The organism is Paenibacillus silviterrae, from assembly GCF_030167925.1.
GTDB classification, from domain to species: domain Bacteria; phylum Bacillota; class Bacilli; order Paenibacillales; family NBRC-103111; genus Paenibacillus_G; species Paenibacillus_G silviterrae.
Genome location: NZ_JASKUT010000002.1, coordinates 1,533,245 through 1,556,346, shown reverse-complemented (window position 1 = coordinate 1,556,346; position 23,102 = coordinate 1,533,245). Strand labels below are relative to the sequence as shown.

At 52.2% G+C, this 23,102-nt stretch carries 19 protein-coding genes; 13 read left to right on the top strand and 6 right to left on the bottom strand.

Annotation, left to right across the window (positions count from 1 at the left end; genetic code table 11):
* The first annotated feature begins 9 nt into the window (after positions 1–9).
* From QMO62_RS29765 to QMO62_RS29730, 8 genes are all read left to right on the top strand, one after another.
* Positions 10–1,311 carry a lysine N(6)-hydroxylase/L-ornithine N(5)-oxygenase family protein gene (locus QMO62_RS29765; RefSeq protein ID WP_284646734.1) on the top strand — a complete coding sequence of 434 codons (1,302 nt, stop codon included), beginning with the start codon at positions 10–12 and terminating at the stop codon, positions 1,309–1,311.
* The gene (locus QMO62_RS29760) at positions 1,308–2,534 is read left to right on the top strand and encodes an MFS transporter (RefSeq protein WP_284646101.1); all 1,227 of its coding nucleotides are present in this window, start codon (positions 1,308–1,310) and stop codon (positions 2,532–2,534) included. Before QMO62_RS29765 ends, QMO62_RS29760 begins: the two co-directional genes overlap by 4 nt.
* Complete coding sequence (locus tag QMO62_RS29755; protein WP_284646100.1) at positions 2,507–4,366, top strand: IucA/IucC family protein; 1,860 nt, start codon at positions 2,507–2,509, stop codon at positions 4,364–4,366. The genes QMO62_RS29760 and QMO62_RS29755 overlap by 28 nt, the downstream gene beginning before the upstream one ends.
* A complete protein-coding gene (locus QMO62_RS29750) occupies positions 4,350–5,618 on the top strand; it encodes an AMP-binding protein (RefSeq protein ID WP_284646099.1) in 1,269 nt (422 codons plus the stop codon). The genes QMO62_RS29755 and QMO62_RS29750 overlap by 17 nt, the downstream gene beginning before the upstream one ends.
* 35 nt (positions 5,619–5,653) lie before the next feature.
* On the top strand, positions 5,654–5,887 hold the full coding sequence (locus QMO62_RS29745; protein ID WP_284646733.1) for a phosphopantetheine-binding protein: 234 nt from the start codon (positions 5,654–5,656) through the stop codon (positions 5,885–5,887).
* Between the two features lie 11 nt (positions 5,888–5,898).
* Entirely contained in the window at positions 5,899–6,879 is a 981-nt protein-coding gene (locus tag QMO62_RS29740; protein WP_284646098.1) for a DUF6005 family protein, read from the top strand.
* Positions 6,872–7,714, top strand: a complete 843-nt coding sequence (locus QMO62_RS29735; RefSeq protein ID WP_284646097.1) for a sugar phosphate isomerase/epimerase family protein — start codon at positions 6,872–6,874, stop codon at positions 7,712–7,714. The genes QMO62_RS29740 and QMO62_RS29735 overlap by 8 nt, the downstream gene beginning before the upstream one ends.
* Before the next feature lie 121 nt (positions 7,715–7,835).
* Entirely contained in the window at positions 7,836–8,633 is a 798-nt protein-coding gene (locus tag QMO62_RS29730; protein ID WP_284646096.1) for a polysaccharide deacetylase family protein, read from the top strand.
* Positions 8,634–8,761: 128 nt separating this feature from the next.
* On the opposite strand, the gene QMO62_RS29725 is transcribed toward QMO62_RS29730, so the two are convergent.
* Positions 8,762–9,088 (bottom strand): winged helix-turn-helix transcriptional regulator, encoded by a 327-nt coding sequence (locus QMO62_RS29725; protein WP_284646095.1) that lies wholly within the window; start codon positions 9,086–9,088, stop codon positions 8,762–8,764.
* 143 nt (positions 9,089–9,231) lie between these two features.
* Here QMO62_RS29725 and QMO62_RS29720 point away from each other — a divergent pair, with 143 nt between their 5' ends.
* Together QMO62_RS29720 and QMO62_RS29715 are read left to right on the top strand one after the other, a co-directional pair.
* Positions 9,232–10,410 (top strand): MFS transporter, encoded by a 1,179-nt coding sequence (locus tag QMO62_RS29720; RefSeq protein ID WP_284646094.1) that lies wholly within the window; start codon positions 9,232–9,234, stop codon positions 10,408–10,410.
* 136 nt (positions 10,411–10,546) lie between these two features.
* A complete protein-coding gene (locus tag QMO62_RS29715) occupies positions 10,547–12,007 on the top strand; it encodes a HEAT repeat domain-containing protein (protein WP_284646093.1) in 1,461 nt (486 codons plus the stop codon).
* A 385-nt stretch (positions 12,008–12,392) separates the two neighbouring features.
* Here the strand turns inward: QMO62_RS29715 and QMO62_RS29710 are convergent, their stop codons facing one another.
* The 4 genes from QMO62_RS29710 to QMO62_RS29695 all read right to left on the bottom strand — a co-directional run bounded on the left by QMO62_RS29710 (position 12,393) and on the right by QMO62_RS29695 (position 16,071).
* On the bottom strand, positions 12,393–13,247 hold the full coding sequence (locus QMO62_RS29710; RefSeq protein WP_284646732.1) for an IS3 family transposase: 855 nt from the start codon (positions 13,245–13,247) through the stop codon (positions 12,393–12,395).
* Positions 13,248–13,258: 11 nt separating this feature from the next.
* Positions 13,259–13,576 (bottom strand): transposase, encoded by a 318-nt coding sequence (locus QMO62_RS29705; protein WP_284641113.1) that lies wholly within the window; start codon positions 13,574–13,576, stop codon positions 13,259–13,261.
* A 616-nt stretch (positions 13,577–14,192) separates the two neighbouring features.
* A complete protein-coding gene (locus tag QMO62_RS29700; protein ID WP_284646092.1) occupies positions 14,193–14,984 on the bottom strand; it encodes an AraC family transcriptional regulator in 792 nt (263 codons plus the stop codon).
* 220 nt (positions 14,985–15,204) lie between these two features.
* Positions 15,205–16,071, bottom strand: a complete 867-nt coding sequence (locus QMO62_RS29695) for a TetR/AcrR family transcriptional regulator (protein WP_284646091.1) — start codon at positions 16,069–16,071, stop codon at positions 15,205–15,207.
* Between the two features lie 269 nt (positions 16,072–16,340).
* Here QMO62_RS29695 and QMO62_RS29690 point away from each other — a divergent pair, with 269 nt between their 5' ends.
* From QMO62_RS29690 to QMO62_RS29680, 3 genes are read left to right on the top strand one after another with little or no spacing between them, the layout of a single operon-like run.
* Positions 16,341–19,463, top strand: a complete 3,123-nt coding sequence (locus QMO62_RS29690) for an efflux RND transporter permease subunit (protein WP_284646090.1) — start codon at positions 16,341–16,343, stop codon at positions 19,461–19,463.
* A gap of 18 nt (positions 19,464–19,481) precedes the next feature.
* The gene (locus QMO62_RS29685; protein WP_284646089.1) at positions 19,482–20,729 is read left to right on the top strand and encodes an efflux RND transporter periplasmic adaptor subunit; all 1,248 of its coding nucleotides are present in this window, start codon (positions 19,482–19,484) and stop codon (positions 20,727–20,729) included.
* A 29-nt stretch (positions 20,730–20,758) separates the two neighbouring features.
* Positions 20,759–22,483, top strand: a complete 1,725-nt coding sequence (locus QMO62_RS29680) for a hypothetical protein (protein ID WP_284646088.1) — start codon at positions 20,759–20,761, stop codon at positions 22,481–22,483.
* Positions 22,484–22,534: 51 nt separating this feature from the next.
* Here QMO62_RS29680 and QMO62_RS29675 read toward each other — a convergent pair whose 3' ends face one another.
* Positions 22,535–23,005 (bottom strand): CBO0543 family protein, encoded by a 471-nt coding sequence (locus tag QMO62_RS29675; protein ID WP_284646087.1) that lies wholly within the window; start codon positions 23,003–23,005, stop codon positions 22,535–22,537.
* Positions 23,006–23,102: the final 97 nt, after the last annotated feature.

The window sequence follows — 23,102 nt, the reverse complement described above, 5'->3', positions numbered from 1 at the left end:
GCGAGGGAAATGTACGACGTCATCGGTGTCGGCATCGGCCCCTTCAACCTGGGCTTGGCTGCTTTGCTTCAGCGAGCTCCGGAGCTTCGCTGCGCCTTCCTTGACCGCAAACCGGAATTCGACTGGCATTCCGGCATGATGATCGAGGGGACTACACTGCAGGTGCCCTTCTTTGCAGATCTGGTCACGATGGCCGATCCGGCGCACCCGCTCAGCTTCCTCAGCTATTTGCACGATCAAGGGAGGCTGTATCACTTTTACTTTCTCGAAAAGTTTCATATCTCCCGCAAGGAGTACAACCATTATTGCCGCTGGGCTGCCGGACAGCTTGCTTCCTGCCGGTTCGGGCATGAGGTTCGGGAGGTGCGTTTGGAGGAAGCCGGAGAGGGCTTTCAGGTGACTGCTGCCGACTTAAGTACGATGAGGGAAAGCACCTACTATACGAAGGATCTGGTGTTGGGAGTAGGGAGTATCCCCTTCATTCCGATGCCGCTTCGCCCATATGCACATGCCGGGTCTGGCGTTTTTCACTCGGCAGAATACCTCCGGCACCGGGAACGCTGCAGAAGCGCACGATCCGTTACCGTGATCGGCTCCGGTCAGAGCGCGGGAGAAATTGTGCTTGATCTGCTTCGCACCCGATCGGAACCGGGCTTTCGGTTAGATTGGTTTTCCCGGTCGTCCGGATTTTTGCCCATGGAATATTCCAAGCTGGGTCTGGAGCACTTCTCTCCGGAATATACCCGGTATTTCTACCGTCTGCCGGCAGTCTACAAAGATGAGCTGCGCAAGCGGCAAAGTCTTCTCTACAAGGGAATCAGCGCCCGAACCATTGCGGATATCTATGATGCGTTGTATGAGGCGGGGGCCGCAGGAGGGTCGGGTCCGAAGGTTCGGCTGCTGGCGAACACGGAGGTGCTTAAGCTGCAACCCGCCGACGGAGACGGCTATCGTTTGCTGTGTAGGCAGTGTGAGCAGGAGCGGAGCTTTGAGCATCAAAGTGATATTGTCATCCTGGCAACCGGCTATGAGCATGCAGAGCCCGCTTGCCTGCGGGAGCTTGAAGGAATACTTGTGCGGGACGATCAAGGGCGGCTCGTCATTAATGAGGACTACTCGATTCGTCTTAGAAGCAATACAAGCAACCGCATTTTTGTCCAAAATGGAGAGCTGCATACCCACGGTGTCGGCGCACCGGATCTTGGGCTCGGCGCTTATCGCAGCAGCATGATTGTCAACCGGCTGGCTGCGCGCGAGGTGTATCCGCAGAGGGAGCGGCATGTGTTCCAGCAGTTCGGAGTCGACGAATGAAGGACGGTGCTTTGCGCCCGGGCAGAGCAGCCGCCCAGTTTTCCCTGCTGGGCTGTATCTTTCTGGGGCTGTTCACGGAGGTGCTGCTGTCGCCTTACTATCCGCAGTTTTTCCGTCAAGTCTTTGGAATCGAGCACTATGGCTTTACCGGCCTCTATTTGTTTGTATGCCGGCTGACCGTGCTTTTGTTCTCGCCTCTATGGGGATGGCTGTCGCGGAAAGTCGAGGTCAAGCGTCTCCTGTTCGCAGGACAGCTCGGCACGGCAGCGGCTACAGCTCTTCTTGCGACGGCCGGGCAGCCGGAAACCTTCCTGCTGCTGACCATTCTTCTGCTGGTGTTCAAGAGCAGCTACATGCTTATGTACCCCATGCTCATGGAGCTCGGGGGCGCGGGAGGTCAGGCGGCGTCGGCAGCGAGGTTTCACGCCGTCCATCATGCCGCCATGCTGCTCGCCGCCCTGGGCGGTGCGAACATGCTCCGTTTGAAGGAGCCCCTTAGCTTGTTCTATGTAGCGGCAGCAGCGGACGTAGTACAGCTGCTGATTTGTGTATGGGCGCTCCGAGGGTGGAACGCCTTGCTTCCTCGGCAAGCGGCGAAGTCCGATCGGCTCCCGTTTAGACAGATCCTGCACAATCGGCATGTGCTGCGAATCGGGCTTTTGTTTCTGACACTGGTGATGGCGAATCAAATCGTACGCCCTTATTTTACACCGTATGTGGAGATGGCGTTCGGAATGAGTACGACTGCTGCGGGCATGCTGTTTTTACTGCCCCATGCGCTTGCCCTGCTTCTGCTGCCGTTCCTGCGGGCTCTAAGCGGCTCAGGAAGGCTGGGGCTGCTCTATGGTCTCGGCTTATCGGCGATGGCCGTCGGTCTTACACTGCAATCCGTCGCATCGGGTTTGGCCCTGCTGATCATCGGTCGAATGCTGTACGGCTTGTTTTTGGCGGTAACCATGGCTGTACTGGATATTTTGCTGTTTGAGCGTCAGCGGAGTACAGGGGCGGTCATGGCGTTCAGCATGATCGTGTCGTTCCAGACGGCTGGCGAGCTTGCCGCTCCCTTGCTGTCGTCGACCTTGGTTCAGCTTTTCGGTTTGCATGTGCCGCTCGTGGCGGCCGCCGTTTTATGTATTTGCAATATCGCAATCTTCGCCGGAACAGGATCATCTGCAATAAGAAAGGAGGAGCACGCATGGAACAGCCATGGCACCAAAGTATAGTGGCTGCAGAAGCATTGCAATCCGAAGCTTATCGGGAGGTACGCAGAAGAATTTTCCGGCAGCTGGCGGAATCCGTCATCTACGAAGGAATCGTCAGTGTGGAAACCTATGCCTGCGGTGAGAATACGGCCTTTATTATGAAGGGGACGGATTCGAAGGGGCAAGCGGTAAGCTACCGCTGTGTAGGCCAGACTCGTCTCTCCTTCGGCCGCATCCGGCTGCTGCCGGACACGTTCTTGATCAGAGAAGCCGGCAAGGAAGAGGCGGAAGCTTGCTCTTTGAGGCTCTTCGTGGAAGAAATACTGCAGGTGGAGGGCACCGCTTCCGGTATGCTGAGTACCTTCGCAGAGGAGCTTGAGCAAACGCTGCTGAAGGACACCCTTGCCCAGTATGTGTGCCGCAAGGAAGCGCCTTTGTTGTTCTCGCAGCAGGGGGAGGAGCTGGAAGCGGGTGTCATGGACGGCCATCGTTACCATCCCTGTTATAAGTCCAGAATCGGCTTTACTTATATGGATCAGATGCTCTACGGCCCGGAATTCGGGGAGGATATCACGCCCCTATGGCTTGCCATACGGAAAGAAGATGTTCCTCTAACGCTGCATCCGGAGCTTACCTGGGATCGTCTCTTGGAGGAGGAGCTGAGTGCGGCCGTTCTCTATGATTTTCGATTGAAGCTAAGTAGTTTGGACTGTGAGCCGTCGAAGTATACCTATGTCCCTGTGCATCCGTGGCAGTGGGGCAGCATCATGTCTCGATTGTCAGGGGAGCTGCAGACAAAACACATCGTTATGCTAGGGGTTGCAAGGGACCGTTATCGAGCCCAACAGTCCATTCGAACCTTATCGAATCGAACTTCTCCGACGAAAGCTTCCATTAAACTCTCGATGAATCTCGTAAATACGTCAAGCTCCCGGCAGCTCCTGCCGCACCTGACGGTAACTGCGCCGGTCATTTCGTACTGGCTGCAAAACGTTGTCGCTTCGGATCGTTACCTTCAGGAGGAGGCAAGAACCGTCGTACTGCGAGAGGTTGCTGCCGCAGCCTACGAAGGTTCCGGCGGGACAGCGGATGATTTCCGGTATGGGGCCATCGGTTGCATATGGCGGGAAAGCCTTGCCCGCTATCTCCGGCCGAGCGAGGCTTCAGCACCTTTCTTCGCACTGTTTGCCACGGAGCAAGACGGAAGCGGGACTCCTCTCATCGAGTCGTGGCTGCGTAAGTACGGGATCGAGCCATGGCTGATCCGGCTGATCGACCGGTGCGCGATCCCTGTGCTTCACTTGGCGGCAGTGCATGGCATTGCGACCGAATCCCATGCGCAAAATATGATTCTGATTCACGAAGACGGGCTTCCTGCAAGGGTCGCGCTCAAGGATTTTCACGAGGATGTGCTGTATTATCCTTCTTTCTTGCTTCAGCCGGAGCTTTGTCCCGACTGGAAGGAAGTCCACAAGAGGTACTCGGACCCAGCCGTCAGGGCCAACTTCGAGGCGGAACGTATCGAGCCTCTTCGATACTTGACTTTAGGCGCGTTGTTCTTCGTGAACCTGGCTGAGCTTGCCATGCTGCTTGCCGACCGGTATGGGTATCAGGAGCAGCGCTTCTGGGAGCTTACGGCGGAGCGGATCCATCGGCACGGGGAGAGAAGCCCGCAATGGAAAGCCCGATTGGAGGAGCTGAACCTATTCACACCAACTACCTGCGTCGAGCGGCTTACCTATAAACGGCTGACTTCTTCGCAGGTCGGGCGAATGCACGAGGTAGTCAATCCGCTTGCCCCTTACAAGGCCGGTTGGACAGAAACGGAGGAGAATCATGCGATTTCGGGTTAATCATGTGAGCTATGATATTTCTGATATTCGAAAGCAGTGGCGGGCGTGGAGCCGTCAAATACCGCTGCCGGAGCTGGAAGGAACGCGGGTAGCTCTATGCCTGGCTGATGCCGCAGAGCTGTTGCAAATGGTTCTTTATACCAGAGAGTTCGGCTGCTCCGTTCTCCTGCTGCATGGAGGAACACCGTTCGAGACGGCAAGGAGGCTCGCCGGGGATGCCGGCTGCACGAGGCTGCTGTATGGCAGAATCGGCGATGGCTTACTCCAGCTTGACCCTGCGCCGAAAAGTACGGAAGTGCCGCTGCAGGCGGGAGGACTGTTGATGTACAGTTCCGGAACGACGGGCCTTCCGAAGCTGATCGGCCGCAGCTGGACGGACATTGACCTGGAAATTGCAGCATACAATCAAGCGCTGACACTGGCTCCGGAGATTACCCCTGTGGTCATTTCACCGGTGAATCATGCGTACGGCCTGATCAGCGGTGTCTTATCGGCATTGGCAAGAGGAGCCGAACCCCACATTGCGACGTATACGAATCCTAAGCTTACGATCAACCTGCTGCAAGAAGAAACAAGGCATATCCTCTATGGCGTGCCTGTGACCTTGCATACGCTGCATTCTCTCGCTCCGAAGCAGCGCTTCTATCAGCTGATGAGCTCGGGTGCCCCGATGCCTCAAAGCTTGCTTGAGCTTTTATCCTCGGTCACCGCGGAGGGGGTTGGCCAGCAGTATGGCTGCTCGGAGGCCGGCTGTATCAGTGCCGTCAAGGCGATGGAAGTCTGCCATGAGGTCGGAAGGCCGCTTGAGCATATGGAGGTAACGGGTGCGGGGGAAGATGCACTGATGCCGGCTGAGCTTGTTGTCCGGGTAAACGGACAACAAAACATCCGCACGGGGGATCTTGTTTATGTAGAGAAAGGGAGCCTTCATTGGATGTCCCGGCTGGATGATGTCATCAATGTATCGGGGCTTAAGGTATACCCTGCCGAAGTGGAGAACGTGATTCTTGGTCTGGAAGGCGTACGGGAATGCGTGGTTTACCGCGGAAGGCATCCTGTCATGGGCGAGCAGGTCCTATGTATGGCGGCTGCAGAGCCAAGGGTTACGACGGATGCCATCCGAAGCCGGTGCGTGGGGCGGCTGGCCCCTTACAAAATCCCCTCACAAATTCAGCTTGTCGAGAAGCTGCCGAGGAATGCGACCGGCAAGATCAGCCGGAAACAGTTGGAGGAGGCGGAGGGTCATCCATGAAGCAAGGTCAATGGATTATTTATTTGGAGCAATGGATGAAAACAAGGCTGGGACGAAAGGATATTCCGGCGCTGCAGGAGCAGCATCGGTTAAATGAAGATCTCGGCATCGATTCGGTGATGCTGCTTCAGCTCTTGGTATGGATGGAGGTGGAGCTGGGTCTCCCGATTCCGGAGGAGGAAGTCGATCCGAGGATATTTGATACCGTAGGCTCCCTGTTGCAATTTATGGAGAGCTTGCAGGGCTGCCAAAACAACAAACCATGCTAGGGGGGAGTCTCATGTTCGGATGGAAGGAGCAGCGCATCAAGGTTCACTGTGTGACCAGCTGCTTATGCGAGATTGTGAAGCGTTATAGTGAGATCGATTACCGTCCCTTTTACTTTGGGGTGTGGGATGAACCCTTCGCGGTGACCGAGAACGGGATATCGTATTTTTCGCCTGATTTTAAGCATGAACGGATGCTGCGGTGGCACGAGCGCCTGTTCGGCTCCCGTGTGTCCCGCTGGCATGATGTGCACCTCGGGGCAGAGCGCAACGCGCAGCGACTTATTGAGCTTGTTGCCGATACGAACGATCGCTTTCACGTTGTTGTTCAGATCGACATGTCCCTGCTCCCGGAGCGGGAGAACAAGTTTCAGCTGTCCCCGTTTCCTCATTATGTGTTGGTTTCGGCCACCGGGAAGGAAGAGGAATGGTACCTGCTGGACGCGGATATGAAGTGGGAGGGCCGGGTGGACCGTGACCGGGTGGTTCAGGCATTTGTCGGGAATCCGTATCCGGACGGATTTCTTATTGAGACCCAGCACCTGCGCTCACCGGATGCGGCGGATGTAAGCTCGTATTTCTATGATAGCTGTCCTGCGTCATCCAGTCCGCTTGCTGCAAGTATTCGGGCAATGATTACCTATTATGCTTCCGATTCGGGGAAGCTGCCTCAGCTGGCGGATGCGCTTAAGCATCTGCACGTCATTGTCATACGGAAGTACAGCTACGATTACGCACTGATGTTCTTGCACGATGAACTGGGGCTTGGGCGGGAGCATTATGACCATTGGGCACAGCAAATCCGGGATGCGGTTCAAGCCTACAATACCGTGCAATATATTGCCGTCAAAATGGCCCTGACGGGCCGGACGAACCAGCTGCCCTCCGTTATGGAGGCTTTGGATCGGGCGGATGACCTGGAGCAGCGGCTGAAGAAGGAGCTTGAGCGAGAGATCTCGCTCTGGTCTGCGATGAGGAGGGCTGCCCATGTCTGATGCAGGCGCATTGCTTTGCTCGCTATGTACGATTTCGTTTCGTCACGCGCTCATCTCTTTCGACCAGATTCTGCAGTATGCCGACCGGCACGGCTTTGACGGAGTGGAGCTATGGGGAGTCCATGCACGTCAGCTGTATGAGCAGCGTCAGCAGGAGCGCTTGTCGTTAGGACGGCTCCATGTGTCGATGATCAGCGATTATTTGGACATCGGCTCACACGCGGATATGCCTGCTACGATCACAAGATGCTGCGAGATGCTTAATGTCGCGGAGTGGGCGGGTGCGAAGCATATTCGTACCTTCGCAGGGAGGAAGCCAAGCAAGCTTGTCCATACCAAGGAGCTGGAATGTATTGTCGGGCAGCTGCGTATTCTTGGTGATTTGTGCTTGGCGCAGGGGGTTGACCTCCTAGTTGAGACCCATCCTGGGACGCTTGCCGACGATACGCAGTCCTCGCTCCAATTAATGAAGATGGTGGATCATGAAGCCGTGGGGCTTAATCTCGATTTTCTCCACCTGTGGGAGGCGGGTGACCAACCTGTGGACAGCTATCGGCAGCTTGAACCTTGGGTGGGGCATTTTCATTTTAAAAATGTTGCCTCCAGAAGCTATTGCCACGTCTTCGAACCCCAGGAAGTATATTCCCCCAGCGGCAAGCGGGAAGGGATGGCGGCGTTGGGAGACGGTGCCGTCAATTATCGCGAAATCCTGCGTCATGTAGGACGAAGCGGGAAATTTGCCTCCTTGGAATGGTTTGGAGCCTCCCCGTTTACCAGGCTTAGTACGGATCTGCAATGGCTGCGTCATCAGCTGAACCAAGCGATTGCAAAATAGGGTGAATGAACGTAATCCGGTTGGAAATCGCCTGATATTCCAGCTTTCCAAGATGTGGAAAATGAAGTAAACTAAAGGCAGCTTGTAACTAATGGGTAAATGTACGATTGGAGGAGAGGAAATGAGAATTCGGTATGACCGTTATCCGGGAGGCAAAACGAAGGCGTTGACCCTCAGCTTCGACGACGGGCGCGACCATGACCGCCGGTTCGTTAGCAAGTTGAATGAGTACGGCTTGAAGGGAACGTTTCACCTGAACTCCGGCTTTTTGGGCAAGGAAGGGTACATAACCAAGGAAGAGATCGCTTCGTTATACGCGGGGCACGAGGTTTCGGCACACACCGTCGATCATCCGTTCCTGGAGCAGTCTCCGCCCGATCAGATCGTACGGGAAATCACTGAGGACCGCAAAGCCTTGGAGGCGCTGACCGGGTATCCGGTGCGGGGGATGAGCTATCCGTTCGGCACTTATAACGATCGCGTCGCCCTGCTTCTGCCGGCGCTCGGGATTGAATATGCGAGAACGACAGCAAGCCACGGCAAGTTTGATATGCCTTCAGATTGGCTGCGCTGGCATCCTACCTGCCATCACAAGCAAATGGTGGAGCTTGCCGACGTGTTCGTTGCCCACCAGCCTCGCCACTCGAAGATGGCGCTGCTCTACGTCTGGGGCCATAGCTACGAATTCGAGAACGACGGCAACTGGGATCTGATCGATCGCTTTGGAGAGCGGGTCGGTTCCCGCGACGATATATGGTATGCCACGAACGCGCAAATCGTCGAGTACGCGCAAGCGATCGGGCGTCTTCGCTTTTCTGTTGACGGGCGGCTCATCCATAACCCGTCGGCGAGTTCGGTTTGGGTCAGCGCGGAGGGCGATTCTGTGGAGATACCGGCCGGGCAGGTCGTTCGGCTGTAGCTATCTGAGAATTCCCCAACGGTTGCGGATATTCGGGAAGAGCAAGCTTTCCGAATATCCGTGCAACATTCATTATGCATAGTGTCCGGTTTGCTGAAACATCCGCCCCTCGGGCCCCATTTTCAACATTACTTATTCCCCCATCGCAAGGCCCATTTCTCCATTTCCTTCAAAGACGACTGAAAGTCAATCCCCTTCTCGGTCAAAGAATATTCCACAGACACAGGTACGGTAGGATACACCTTACGTTCCACAATGCCGCTCTGCTCCAAATGACGCAGCGCATCGGTCAAGGATTGACGTTTGACAATGGCAACGTCCCTGTGCAGCTGATTGAAACGTTTTGGTCCTTTAGAAAGCTCTGCAATGATGAGGAACGCCCATTTGGCCCCTAAAATTTGTAGCACAGAGCAGATGGTGGCACTAGTTTGCCCTTCTTCCTGAGGTTGGTTCATCGTCGCCCTCCAGCTTATTAAAAGTTAGTAGGTCATAATATTTGGATTATGTCCAAATAATTTGCCTTCTTACATAAAATTAATAAGCTAATTATAATTCACTCTAAAGAACATTTAAAGTGAATGAAAGGAAGGATAACACGATGGTTAAAGGAATGATTTATATTCTCACCCTGGGGGTATTTCTTACAGGAACCTCCGAATTAGTTGTCTCCGGCATTCTTCACATTCTGGCCGAAGAATTACACACGTCGATCGCTTTGGCCGGACAGCTGATTTCAGCGTATTCCATCGCTTTTGCCATTGGGACGCCCGTCGTAGTAACGATTACTTCACGGATGGATCGAAGAAAAGTGCTGGTCGGCGCATTATTGGTCTTTATCTTCGGCTGCTTAACTTCCGCCGCCAGCACGACCATCCTTCAGATGATGGTCTCTCGAATGATTTTGGGGGTCAGTGCGGGTGTTTATCTTGTAGTAGCTTTAGGGGCGATTGCTAAACTCGTTGCTCCTGAGAAGCTGGGAAGCGCCATCGGTACCATTGTTCTCGGATTTAGCAGCGCGATGATCCTAGGCGTGCCGCTTGGCATTATGATGTCCGGCTGGTTTCATTGGCAGGCCATTTTCTTATCGTTAGCTTTCCTCAGCGCGATCATAGCCTTCTTCGTGATTCGTTTTTTTCCAAGACTGGAAGGAGATTCGCCGGTTCCGTTTAGAGAGCAATTCAAGGTTCTGGGAAGCTCGGTCATTGTGACGGGACTCATGATTACACTTTTTCGCGAATCGGGGAATTCCGTCTTATTTACTTACTTGACCCCTTATTTAACCGACATTTTGCACGTGGATTCTTCTCGCATTAGCTTGATTCTGCTGGTGATCGGCATTTTTGGAGCCATCTTCTCGCGTCTCGGCGGTTACGGCGTCGATCGGTGGGGGGCCTCTCGAATCGTAATGCTCAGCATCATCATTCATATGGGGGCGCTTGCCCTGCTGCCTCTTGCCGCTGCCTCCCTGTGGGGCGCTTTGACACTTGTCACACTAATCGTAGCCTCCATGTTCTTGACGGGGCCGGCCATCCAAACCTATTTTATTCAGCAGGCACCTCAATCGGCAAGCCTCGTGCTAAGCCTTAATACATCCATGGTTCATTTAGGCTTAGCTGCCGGAGCAGGGGCCGGCGGAGTGATGATTAGCTCCAGTTCTACGACCTTCTACAATCCGATATTGTCATGTTTCATCATAGCGTTTAGCCTGACCTTCGCCATCATCAGCTTTGCCTCAAAGAAGGGGCAGGGAAAGCAGGGAGCGTATTCGATCCCATAACGTGTGTGTACTGTCAGGGTGAATTTACTGCAAATTAGTTGACTATCGTACAAATCATTTTCAATTTTCCAAATACAGGGGGATTCATTCCAGGTACAATAAGCATGTAAACACCGAATACAAGGGGTGGTAGTGCATGTTGGACACCAAGTATTTGTTGACGGATGAACAAATGATTCATTTTATCACCAAAGGGTATCTTGTGCTCACCAACGATTTGCCGGAGCAGCTGCACCGGCGAGTCATGGATAAGATTTATTACGTCCTCCATGAAGAAGGAAACCCGGGCAATAACATCCTTCCGCGAGTGCCGGAGATTCAGCAGTTCTTCGACACGCCTACCGTGAAAGGGGCTCTTACCAGCGTTCTTGGCCCGGACTACTACATGCACCCCCATAGGCATTGTCATTACAACCGCCCGGGGAGCCAAACGCCGGGAGGCGGACAATGGCACAAGGACGGGTACTGGTCCTCTATGCGAAGCCATCGGCCGTGGTGGGCGATGATATTCTACTATACTCAGGACATTACGGAGGAGATGGGACCGACGGCAATCATGCCGGGGACGCAATACTACGAGAAGTTTCTGGGGGACAAGGGAGAAACGCTGCTCCCGACCGGCAAGGCGGGGACGATGGTCTTGGTGCATTTTGACCTGTGGCATAAGGCCTCGCTCAATGTTTCCCAACTAGACCGCTATATGTTAAAGTTCCAGTTCACCCGTCTGCGGGCGCCGGAATATGCAAGCTGGAACCACCAAAGTCCTGAGTTTCCCGTGCCCGATGGACTCCCGGCCCAACACCCGAATTTGTGGCAGGACGTATGGGAGTGGCTTCGTGCGGCGGTGCCGGAATCCGCGAAGAAGGAACAACCGGTTCAAAGTCCGCAAGTGCTTGGCAAGTTGGTAAGTGACGCATCCGAAACCGACGCCTTGAATGCAAGCTATACGCTAGGGCGTATGGGAAAGGAAGGAATCGCGGAGCTTGCCGCTCTTTTATCGGCTGGGACCCATCTGACGGCGGAGCGTGCCGCCTATGGACTGCAAGCTGCCGGATCGGAAGCCGTACCGGCCCTTCAGGAGCTGCTTGCGCATCAGGATGAAAGAAGGCGGGGACTTGCGGCGTTTGTGCTCGGCATGATGGGGCCAGGCGCCTCCTCGTCAGTGCAGCAGCTGATTGAGCGGCAGCAGGATGAGAGCAGCTGGGTTCGCCGCAACGCCGTCGAAGCCTTAGGAATGATCCGGGAACCGGTTGAGCAGGTTGTGCCGGCGTTAACCGAAGCGCTGCTGAATTCGCTTCAAGAGGAAACGGACGACGCGCCGCAAGCGGGTTCGATGTACGTGAGCCAACAGAGCTATATCAAGAATAAAATCGGCTATACAGCAGCGCTATCCTTGCTGCGTACCGGCAAGGACGGCGATCCGAAGCAGGTAGTCCAGGCTCTTGAACAGACCCTTTCCAGCGGGGACAGGTATGTTCGGGCTTACGCGGCCGAGGCACTCAGTCATTTGCGTACGGAAGAGGCCATAGACGTTCTGGTTCGTTACAGTCGTACCTCGCGGTGGTGCTCCGATACAAGTAAAGCGAGTACCTTTTGACAGGTAAGCGTACATGCCAGGCAAGGGATGCAATGCTGCTATAGAAGTCAATTTCATAATTAGAAAGCCCTTGTGGAATAAGGTTTTTCGGCATACAAAAAAGGAGTACCTCCCCACATTCTCGAAGTTAAGGTTACCAAATGGCATGGGCAACACGAAGGCGCAAAAAAACGGGCCTTTGTCGATCTCGAACTAATTGTACAGCTCGAAATTGGTTACCTGTGGCAGATAGATGGCGTTACAGGGCTGGCGCTTAACACGGCCCGGTAATGCTCCCTGTAACGTTATGAAATCACCTTACTGTACCCAAAATGTGTTCAATCTGCCAGCGTAAAATGAAAAATGGACCTCTGTCAAGAAAGTAGACACTCCGTTAAGTGAACCCTTAAGCAGCCTTCTTAAAACGCGCAGCAAATTTAACCGGCGATACATAGCCGATTGCACTGTGGATTCGCTTACGGTTGTAGAAAAACTCAATATATTGAAAGATGGCTTCATAAGCTTGCTGCTTCGTTTTAAACTTGGTGCGGTAAATAAGCTCCTTCTTTAATATGCTGTGAAATGACTCGATACAAGCGTTGTCATAGCAGTTCCCTTTTCGGCTCATGCTGGCTTTCATTGAGTAAGCCTTCAACTTCTTACGGTATTCATCTGAGGCATACTGTGAACCGCGGTCTGAATGATGGATGAGCCCTTTCCGAGGTTTCTTGGCCTCATAGGCGGCTTGTAACGTGTCTACAACTAAGTCTGTGGTCATTCGATCGTAAAGGCGCCAGCCGACGATCTCACGCGTGCATAAGTCTAAGATGCTTGCAAGGTACAATCGGCCCTCTCGGCAAGGGATGTAGGTAATGTCTGCTACCCAGACCTTCTCTGGCTTCTTCACATCAAATTCCTGATTCAGGATGTTTGGAGCGATAGGCAGATCATGGTTAGAGTCGGTTGTCTGTACCTTAAATTTTCGAGAAACGCACGAACGCAGCCCTAGCTCCTTCATGTAGAGACTGACTGTGCGCTCTGAAATCTTAAACTGTTCAGCCCATAGTAAACGGGTGATCTTGGGGCTGCCATATCTTCCATGAGAGTCGTGAAAATGGTAGGAAATCCGCTCCATCACCATCGTCTTCCGTTTCTCTCGCTCACTTGCTGAAGCCGTTTGCCACTTGTAAAACCCGCTCCTGGATACCTGCAGCACTTTGCACATCTTCTCCATTCGAAATTCGGAGCGGTGATCTTCAATGAACTGGAACCTTAGTTCTTTTCTTTGCTGAAGATGTGCAGAGCCTTTTTTAAAATGGCCAGCTCCTCCTGGAGATCGGCTATCTCCTGATCTTTTTTCTTGGCTTCGCGTTCTTTTGCTGCCAATTCTTCTTTCATTTGACGAAGCTTTTCCGGGTTGGCTAGCGGCTCATTTTCAAATGAACGGTACTGAGACATCCAGTTGTGGATTGTTCCTGCCGGAATGTTCAGCTCCGCCGCGATTTCCGGCACCGTCTTGGTCTGTTCTTGTACGTATTTGACTGTCTGCTTTTTAAATTCTTCATTGTAACGCTGCCGTTGATCTCCCATGGTGGACACCTCTTTGTTCTTTGCTAAGTTAATTATCTAACTTCACTTAACGATGTGTCCACTTTTTATTCTAGCTGCAAAATCGCGTTACAGGGCGTCTGGCGCTTAACACGGCCCGGTAATGCTCCACTGTAACGTTATGAAATCACCTTACTGAACCCAAAATGTGTTCATCTGCCACCGTAAGATGAAAAAATCGCGTTACAATGCGTCTGGCGCTTAACACGGCCCGGTAATGCTCCCTGTAACGTTATGAAATCACCTTACTGTACCCGATATGCGTTCATCTGCCACCGTAAGATGAAAAAATCGCGTTACAGGCGTCCGGCGCTAATATCGGGCCGGTAATGCTCCTTGTAACGTTATGAAATCATCTTAATGGGCAGAAGTCGCAAGCAGATTTGTGCTGCCAAAGCTCATTTTGTACGATTGAAGTCAATATCATTATGAAATTGACTTCTTTTGCAGAAATCAAGTTTTCTGATTGGAATGCATTTGGAACAGCTTCCGAGCACTCCGAAGGCATCCATGGGTAGAATGGGTGTGAGGTGGACTTGTGTTCTAATATGTGTAACACGAATAGATGTACAAGGACCGTCCGGGATCGGACGGTTTTTTACTTTGATTCGTCTCTGAATTCCGAGGGGGTTTTTCCGGTATGCTGCCGGAACAGCTTGGAAAAATAATGAATGGAGGAAAATCGGTGCTTCTCCGCTATTTCCGTAATACTGAGGCTGGAAAACTGAAGGTCCTCTTTCGCACGGTTCACCCGAAACCCGTTGATGTATTGTATCGGCGACATGCCGGTTTCCCGCTTGAACAGCTCGAAGAAGTACCCGCGGCTGATCCGAAGCTTCCGGTAATAGGACTCGAGCGGCAGCACGTTCCCGCGAAGCAAATCCTGGTCCAGCTGCTCCAACAGCTTGCTCATGCGCGGGTCGGGAATGTGCTCTTCTTTTAGCGCATACGTAAGAAAGAACTCAATGAATTTTTGAAAATGGCTCTGCACCTTCAGACTTCGCATATACGTTCTGGCATTGGGGTACTCGTTGGGCGTGTAGAACTTCTCGAAATACTCGATCCAAACCCAAAGCTTGTCGACGATCGTATACTCCGGAATGGCAAATGGAAAAGCCGGACCGATCAGGGAGGGCATAGCGGGAGCTTCGTTATAACAGATGAAGCTGGGACGCTCGAAAACCTCTCTCCGATCGACCTGAGACCAATCGAAATAACAGCAGACATGAACCATAGGATCCATCTTATCCGCGATAAAATCATGCTGCTGTCCGGCCGGAATGTAGAGGAGCGATCCCGGTGCCGCTTCGTAACGGCGATCCTGTACAGCCACAACCCCTTTGCCCTCGCTGATTAAGATGAGGGAGGAAGAGTAGCAAATTCTTGCCATACTTCGTTGCCCTTTAGAGAAAGGATATCGAGTTGCGTACTGCACATAAGGATGTAGTGCGGCGAAATCCATAGGAATCCACTCCGTCTCATCTTAACAGCCTTCATAACTGTATTACGATTATGATACTTAACAAACTTGATAACCTTATGAAAAATGGTACGTTTATAACATTGCAAATTTTGATATTTTTATTAATATTACGAATTTACAAGTGTTGTTATGCTTCCTTCTGTATACAAGCAAATAAAGCGTCCAGCTTCGCAGCCGCACCAGGAAGCTCCCTAGTCAGCGTAGCCAAATATGAATGCATCCCCCTAATAATAACCGGGTTCGGCAGCTCCTTGCCTGTCTCTTCGATGACGGCTTCCAACGCTTGTTGAATCGCACTAGCCGATTCGGGCGGCAGCGCTAAGGAGCAAAACCACTCCTTCACCGTACGAATATGCGTCTGCGATGATTGTGCACAATCCGCTGCAAAGATTCGGTGTAACATGAATCCGGCCGAGACCAACGGTTTCGGCTGCTCGCGCATTAGCCCTTCTGCGATGTCATCAAGTCGGTTCAGAAGATAGGAAGCCAGCTCGGGCGGATTTAGCGGCGCTTGATACAAGATGTAATGGAATAAGTATTCCTTCAGCATCCCGTTCAGCATGTTGGCACAATCGTAGGCATGCGGTTCGATGGCAGACCCGTACAGCTCGGCGATATGCTTCTCTACCCAGCGAATCGTGTACACGGACTGCTCGACAAGCAGCTCCTTCACCCCTTGAACTAAGAATGCCGTTCCCTTCATATGAAGAGAAAGAAAATCCTCGTCCTCCACCACCAGCGAAATTTGAAGCTCAATGGATTTCAATAGCTTATCCCTCGCGGACAATCCAGCGTCGTCCTCCGTCTCCTGCAAGCGGTTCCGAATCGAATCCATATAATACTGAAAAATGGAGATGAGCAGCTCTTCCTTGGAGGAATAGTGCTGATAAAACGCCCCCTTGGAAACACCGACGAGACTCACGATGTCCTGAACGGAGGTTGTATGATAATCGCGTTCCCCGAACAAACGGACAGCGGCTTTAAGTATTTGCATTTTCTTGTCGTTCATAATCCACTTCCCTCGTTCATGTATTCTTCCTATGGGGAAGGCTCCGTCATGCCGTGTAGTGTCATTGTATATTCTATCTGAAAACGTGTCAATGATGTGACTGACTGGTCAGTTTGGGTATATTAACTAAGATAGACCAGCAGTTTTTCTATTGATTTTCATGTGATATGACTTTATATTAATAAATGATATGACCAGTCGGTCAGGAAACTGAGCACGAACCAAAGAGCGTATTTTGAAGAAGGAGTATGCAAATGAACAAAATGACCGATTTTTCATTAAAAAATGTTGCGGCCATCATTATTATCAGCGCTTTGCTGTTTATGGCTGGCGGCTACTCCGCTACTACCTTGAAGCAGGAAAGCATGCCGGACATTTCGCTTCCGATTGTTTTTGTAAGCACCATGTACCCGGCACCGCCGAAGGATGTCATGGAGAACGTCACGAAGGTACTGGAGAAGCGGATTGTCGGAATCGAGGGGATGAAGCAGCTCAGCTCTACGTCCAACGATAATTTTTCGGCGATTACGGTGGAGCTGGTTAACGGTCGCAGTCCGGATGATGCCAAACGGGATATTGAAGCGGCGATTAAGGACATCAAGCTGCCCGTCGGAGCCAGTGAACCGAAGGTTTCCAAGTTCGGCTCGGCCGATTTCCCGGTTTATTTCGCCGCGGTGCACGGGAAGGAAGGAATGAATCAAGAGGAGCTCAACCGCATCTATAAGGATGTCATGGAGCCTACGCTCAGCGCCATGGATGGAATCGATCACGTGGATTCCGTGGGTCAATACGAAGCTACCTTGAAGCTAAAGCTGAACATCAATGCCATGAATAACTATGGCTTAACGCCGCAGCAAGTACAACAAGGCATTCAAACGGCCATCATGACGTCGCCCGCCGGAACGGTGGAGCTGAACGGAACCTCCCAATCGGTCCGTGTGGAAAGTGACTTAACGACGATTTACGGTCTGGAGAATATGAAGCTGACCACAGCCCAAGGGGCGACAGTGCTGCTTAAGGACATTTCCACGATCGAGGCCGTATCGGATTCAAAGTTCATTACCCGTTTGAACGGGCAGCCCGCAATCGGGATTACCCTGTTCAAGAGCAAGGACGCCAATACGGTTCAATTCTCCGATAATGTGGACGGTTTATTCGCCGGCTGGGAACAAGAATTCCCGAATCTTCAATTCACGAAGGTTTATAATGCTGCCGACGAAGTGAAGAAATCCATTAACGGAATGTTGAAGGAAGGCATGCTGGGGGCCCTCCTGGCTTCCATAATGATCTTGCTGTTCTTACGCAATGTGCGTATGACCTTGATCGTTCTGGTTTCCATTCCATTATCCATTCTCATTACCTTATGCGTCATGGCGTCTCTCGATATCACCTTGAACATTATGACCTTAGGCGGGTTGACCATCGCGGTCGGACGTGTCGTCGACGATTCGATCGTCGTCATTGAGAATATTTATAGCGAGCTTCAGCAGGCGAAGGAGCGTGAAGATTCGGTCATCAAGCTGGCTACGGCCCGCGTGGCTTCCGCGATTACTTCATCTACCATTACTACCGCCGGAGTATTTTTGCCAATTGCTTTTGTCGGCGGAATTCTCGGAGACATTTTCCGTCCGTTCGCCATTACGCTCGTGGTTGCACTGATGTCTTCCTTGATCGTTGCACTTACCGTGATCCCGATGCTGGCGAAGCTGCTTGTACTTCACAGCGATAAGATCCAGCATCACGACGAAGAGCAAGTGGGCAAGATGGCGGGTAAATATAAGCAAGTGCTTGTTTGGTCCTTGAACAATCCGAAGAAGACCATTCTGGTATCCGTACTTGTGTTTGTCATTGGGGTCGGCGGGACGGTACCGTTCCTCCCTGCGGCCTTTATGCCGGAAAGCGAATCGAACCGACAAGTACAGTTTACCTTCAAGCTGCCGCGGGAGACTTCTTTCGAATCCATGGATTTGAAGATGAAAGAAATCGAGAGCCTGATGGCTGATGCGAAGAGCTCTACCGGTACACCTGTCTTTGATTATTATGAGGCGATGGTAGGCTACGATATGCAGGATACCAGCGGAGAACGGGTTCCTTATCGGGCAAGCATCATGGCTTCCGTTGCCAAAGGGCTTGATGCGGAAGATACGGCCAAAGAGTATAAAGAAATTCTGCTTGGTATGGTTCCCAAAGGCTCCGAGGTCGAGGGCTCGCTGCTTCAAGGCAACATGGGAGGCACCGGAGAGGATTTTGCCTACCTGCTGAAGGGTGAGGATCAGAACCAGCTGATTGCCGGGGCTGAAGCCGTCAAGAATAAAATGCAGGAGTTCCCGGAGCTTAAAGAAATCGAAGACAGCTTAAGCGAGAAAAAGATGCAGGTAGTCGTCAGCGTCGATCAAAATAAAGCAAGGCTGTACGGACTTTCCTCCGCACAAGTGACGGAAGCTGTCCGGATCTGGCTGGCTAAGACCAATATCGGGGACTTGAAGTTCGATAATGTCACCTTTACCACGCAGATTATGATACAAGACGAATTTAAAAACTCCATGGATAAGCTTGGCAGTATTCAATTGAAGACTCCGACAGGAGCGACGATTCGTCTTGATGAAATCGCCAAGCTGCGTCAAGTGGATGCTCCGGCGTCCATTACGAGAGAATCGCAAGAGCAATATGTAAAAATATCGGCCAAGATCGACAGTAAGGATAAGGGCGGCGTAAGCACTCGCATTACCGAAGCACTCAAGCAGGTCGAGCTTCCTTCCGGTGTTCGTACCGAGGTCCAAGGGGTCAACGAAGACATCCAGGAAAGCTTCGGACAAATGGCTGTGGCCATGGTTGCAGCGATCTGTATTGTTTACCTTGTTATGGTTATCGCCTTCGGGAACGCCAGTGCGCCTTTTGTCATTCTATTCTCGCTGCCGCTTGCCGCCATCGGAGGTTTCCTGGGTCTGTTCGTTTCCGGGGAATCCATTAACATTACGTCCCTGATCGGTTTCTTGATGCTGATTGGCGTCGTGGTAACGAACGCTATCGTACTGATCGACCGTGTGCAGCAGCTGCGGGAAGAAGGCTTTAACGCCCGGGACGCGTTGGTGAAGGCAGGCCTGACGAGGCTGCGTCCGATCATCATGACGGCGGGAGCTACTGTGCTTTCCTTGTTACCGCTGGGCTTAGGCTTCTCGGAGGGTACCATCATTTCCAAAGGGCTTGCTGTTGTTGTGATCGGCGGCTTGACCACATCGACGGTGCTGACCCTGGTAGTCGTTCCGGTCGTATATGAGATTATTGATAGGATGAACCAAAGAGTATCCCGTTTATTCAAAAAGAAGAACAAAATGAACGATGCCGCATCCGCCCAGTCCGTAACCGCAGTCCACTAAGCAAAAGGAGAAGCATCCATGAATCCCAATAATCACAATACGTTATACAAAAGCGCAAAGATCGTCGGCTCTCTTGTTCTCACAGCTGCTTTGCTGGCCGGCTGCACCAAGCCGCAAGAGCCTGCCGCGCAAAGTCAAACGTCCCAGCTCAAGCAGGTGAAGGTAGCCCCGATTGAGAAGAAAAAAATCAGCGAACCCCTCGAGCAGGTAGCTGACGTTGTCTCCTCCGTCCAGCTGGATGTACCAATTAAAACTGGGGGAGACGTAATTCAGGTGTTGAAGCAGCGGGGGGACATGGTTCAGAAGGGCGAGGTCATTCTGAAGCTCGACCCGACGGACGTGCTGCTAGGGATCGAGAAAGCCAAGATCGGCATGAACGGCACCCGTCAGCAGCTTGCCAAAGCGCAAGAGGATCTAGCTAACAGCAAACAGGATCTGCGGAACGGCATCGCCAAGCTGGAATCGACCATCCGCGAGACTGAGAAAAATTACAACAAGCTCCGCAATGACTATGACATGGGCTTAGTCACGAAATTTCAAGTGGAGCAGATGGAAACGCAGCTGAACAACCTGAAGCTGGATTTGGATAGCAGCAAGCAGAAGCTGGAGACGCTTGAATCTACCAATTCGCTCGCCCAGCTGGAGCAAGGGCTGCAGACAGCGGAGGTGTCCATCCGTGAAGCCAATCGCACCTTGGAGAATTTGGAGGTGAAGGCTTCGGTGAACGGAGTCATCACGGAGCTCCCGGTAGAGGTGGGCATGACGCTTTCCCCGGGCTTCCGCGCGGCACAAATTCAGCAGCTTGACCCAATTAAGATTAAGGCGGAGCTTACGGAAGAGGCCGCCAAGCTTGCCAGAGGCAAGCAGCAGCTTGAGTTTTACGTTCCCGGCTCCACGGAGCGGACGAAAGGTAACGTCAGCTACCTAGCCGATGTGATGAGCACTCAAACCAAATCCTATTCGCTTGAGCTGGAGGTCCCTAATACAGACCGGAAGCTGAAGCCCGGGATGAAGGTACAGGTGCTGCTTACAGAGGAGCAGGATCAGCTCGTTCCAACCGTGCCGACGCTTAGTGTCGTGCGCGAAGGTGGTGATACCTTCGTATTCGTCCTTGCGGGAGATATGGTGGAGAAGCGTAAGGTGGAGCTTGGCAGACTGAACGAAACGTTCCAAGAGGTGCGGAGCGGGGTGTCCGAAGGCGAGCAGCTTGTCATCTCGGGACAGCATCAATTGAAGGATAAAGAAAAAGTACAGGTTTCGCAATAATCACGGAACGACATCAGGAGGAGAAACCTTTGAATAAAACATGGACTGTTTCACTGGCAACCGTTGTCCTGTCTGTTTCCATACTTGGCTATGGGAGTCAAGCTTTTGCAGAGGAAGCGGCTGTATCGTCGCCATCGGCGATACAACAGCCCGCCGCGCAGGCGTATCCCCTCATTTCCGATTTGAATGTAGAAGTGAAAAGCCTGCTGAATGAGAAGGTAGCCGAAGGCACGCGAATCGGTGTTGTGGTGAAAATGAAAAACAATACGACAACCATGAAGCGGGTGCCCGAGTATGAGCTGCGTGTCGTAACAACCGACGGCGTAATTTACACGCTGCAGCCTAGCGTTTCGAATCCTAAGGCGATTCAGCCGCTGACGAATGCGGAGCTCAGCTACATGACGGTTCTGGACCGTACGGACACGGTACAGCTGAAGGAGCTCAATTGGACGGAAGTCGATTATTACGTGTATCCGAAGCAGGAGACACTTGCTGCAACCACGCCGATTACTGCACAACCATGGACCGGCAGTGACATGGTTATGACGGACCCTGCCATGCTGCGGCAGTGGGCGGAAACGTTCGTCATTCCTTCTGCCGTATCGCCGATCCAATACACGCCGGTGGAGCTCCGCAAGGAATCCACCGCGCAAGGGACGGCGTATATGCTGCAGCTGGAGGCTCATAACCCATCGTCGCTGAGCGAAACGGTAACGGATTTCCAAATCGATGGGAAATCGGACTTGAAGGTATATCCAGGGAAACGTGTGGAACAAGCTCCTCTGGTATTAAATGCCGGCGAGAGCAAGTACATTCATTATGCGATCCCTGTCGATCCGGACACGGTGCTTCGCAGCTTAAATGTGCTTACAACCGAACAATTTACGGGGGCTGCAGGTCCTGTTTCCTATCAGGTAGGGCGCCTTAACATTTCCCTCCCGGCACCGGCAACAGCCGCACCTGCTTATCCGGTGTACGAGCCGGGGACGGCCATGAGCTTCGATCCGCTCAGCACGTTGATTCATCCGGATATGAAGGTGTCGCTGCAGGAGCTGCATTTGACAGACAACGAGGATGAGGGCAATAAATTGGCTACGGCGAAGTTCCAGCTGACCAACGAAAGCGATCAGCCGCTGGAAATTCCGATCTTCCAAACACGGCTGCTTAGCGGCACAGGCGAGCAGTACAACGGGCAGCGGCAGATTCTGGCCACGAAGTCACTCGTGCCTCATTCGAGCATCACGCTCAGCTACGCCTATCGATTGCCTGTGACCGAGACGGGAGAGGGACTGGCTCTTCAGGTGCTTGACGCGACATCGGCAGCTCCTTACAGCACGACCATCGCAAGCTATGGGGTTGCAGTGCAGCCGCAGGACACGGAGGCACAGTTCAGCGTATATCCGTTCAAAGCGAAGGTGGAGAGCTGGGACGTATCGTTCCAATTCAGCGCTACCGCACTTTTATATTCCTATAAAGCCAAGTTCTTCCTGGAACTGGAACGGATGCCGAACGTACAGGTCGATGCCAGCTTCCCTTCCCTTCAATTCGAGCTATCGGATCAGAACGGAAGAGTCATGGCGATTGCCACGAAGCCTCTGACCGGAGCGAACCGGCTCGTGAATGGGGAGAATAACTTCACCTTCAACGGGACGTCTGAGCAGTTTACCTCACCGCTGCACGTCAAAATATACGAGGTCTTTACTACCGACGGCGGTGAATGCAGAAGGCTGGTAGCCGATTTTATCGATAATTAAGGGCAAGTAAAAAGAGGGCTGTTCCTTCCAAGACGGAAAGGACAGCCCTTATTATTCTTGCGACTTCAGCAGCTTAAGCAGCTTCGTTCGAACCCAGCTCCAATGCGCTGCAAGGAGGAGAAACAGAAAGGGATAAGCGAGCGCGGAATACCACCACTTCCATTCATTGTAATAGATCATTCCGTTCGGGAGCGCTACATATACTTCGTATGCAATGGAGATTAGGCACCACGCCAGTAGATAAAGCACCTGGATACCTATACTACGCGTTCGCGGAAAGAAATTAAGATAGAGTATATTAATGCAAGGTCCAATAACATAAACAATAAGATACCCCTCGATATCGACTCCTTCCCTAAAATAACCGTAATAGTCATGCTGCAAATTTAAGTAGAAGTCGGCAGTAGCATTCAATAGGAAGGCAAACAGGGAAGTGATATAATACTCCGCAAGGGTCAAGCGTTTGGGCATACCTAGGATGATAATGATCATTACCGCTATAGTGATTCCTAATGCTAGCATGGGATGAGCTGCTCCTAGCCTAAGTGGATTAGTACCAGCTTTATCCCACAATATGATTTCTATACTTAAAAAACGCAGAACAGCTCGAAAGGAGCGA

Bases quoted from the DNA above. Each gene is read 5' to 3' on its own strand.
- QMO62_RS29765 (WP_284646734.1), top strand. From the start codon at position 10: ATGTACGACGTCATCGGTGTCGGCATCGGCCCCTTCAACCTGGGCTTG.
- QMO62_RS29760 (WP_284646101.1), top strand. From the start codon at position 1,308: ATGAAGGACGGTGCTTTGCGCCCGGGCAGAGCAGCCGCCCAGTTTTCC.
- QMO62_RS29755 (WP_284646100.1), top strand. From the start codon at position 2,507: ATGGAACAGCCATGGCACCAAAGTATAGTGGCTGCAGAAGCATTGCAA.
- QMO62_RS29750 (WP_284646099.1), top strand. From the start codon at position 4,350: ATGCGATTTCGGGTTAATCATGTGAGCTATGATATTTCTGATATTCGA.
- QMO62_RS29745 (WP_284646733.1), top strand. From the start codon at position 5,654: ATGAAAACAAGGCTGGGACGAAAGGATATTCCGGCGCTGCAGGAGCAG.
- QMO62_RS29740 (WP_284646098.1), top strand. From the start codon at position 5,899: ATGTTCGGATGGAAGGAGCAGCGCATCAAGGTTCACTGTGTGACCAGC.
- QMO62_RS29735 (WP_284646097.1), top strand. From the start codon at position 6,872: ATGTCTGATGCAGGCGCATTGCTTTGCTCGCTATGTACGATTTCGTTT.
- QMO62_RS29730 (WP_284646096.1), top strand. From the start codon at position 7,836: ATGAGAATTCGGTATGACCGTTATCCGGGAGGCAAAACGAAGGCGTTG.
- QMO62_RS29725 (WP_284646095.1), bottom strand. From the start codon at position 9,088: ATGAACCAACCTCAGGAAGAAGGGCAAACTAGTGCCACCATCTGCTCT.
- QMO62_RS29720 (WP_284646094.1), top strand. From the start codon at position 9,232: ATGGTTAAAGGAATGATTTATATTCTCACCCTGGGGGTATTTCTTACA.
- QMO62_RS29715 (WP_284646093.1), top strand. From the start codon at position 10,547: ATGTTGGACACCAAGTATTTGTTGACGGATGAACAAATGATTCATTTT.
- QMO62_RS29705 (WP_284641113.1), bottom strand. From the start codon at position 13,576: ATGGGAGATCAACGGCAGCGTTACAATGAAGAATTTAAAAAGCAGACA.
- QMO62_RS29700 (WP_284646092.1), bottom strand. From the start codon at position 14,984: ATGGCAAGAATTTGCTACTCTTCCTCCCTCATCTTAATCAGCGAGGGC.
- QMO62_RS29695 (WP_284646091.1), bottom strand. From the start codon at position 16,071: ATGCAAATACTTAAAGCCGCTGTCCGTTTGTTCGGGGAACGCGATTAT.
- QMO62_RS29690 (WP_284646090.1), top strand. From the start codon at position 16,341: ATGAACAAAATGACCGATTTTTCATTAAAAAATGTTGCGGCCATCATT.
- QMO62_RS29685 (WP_284646089.1), top strand. From the start codon at position 19,482: ATGAATCCCAATAATCACAATACGTTATACAAAAGCGCAAAGATCGTC.
- QMO62_RS29675 (WP_284646087.1), bottom strand. From the start codon at position 23,005: ATGCTAGCATTAGGAATCACTATAGCGGTAATGATCATTATCATCCTA.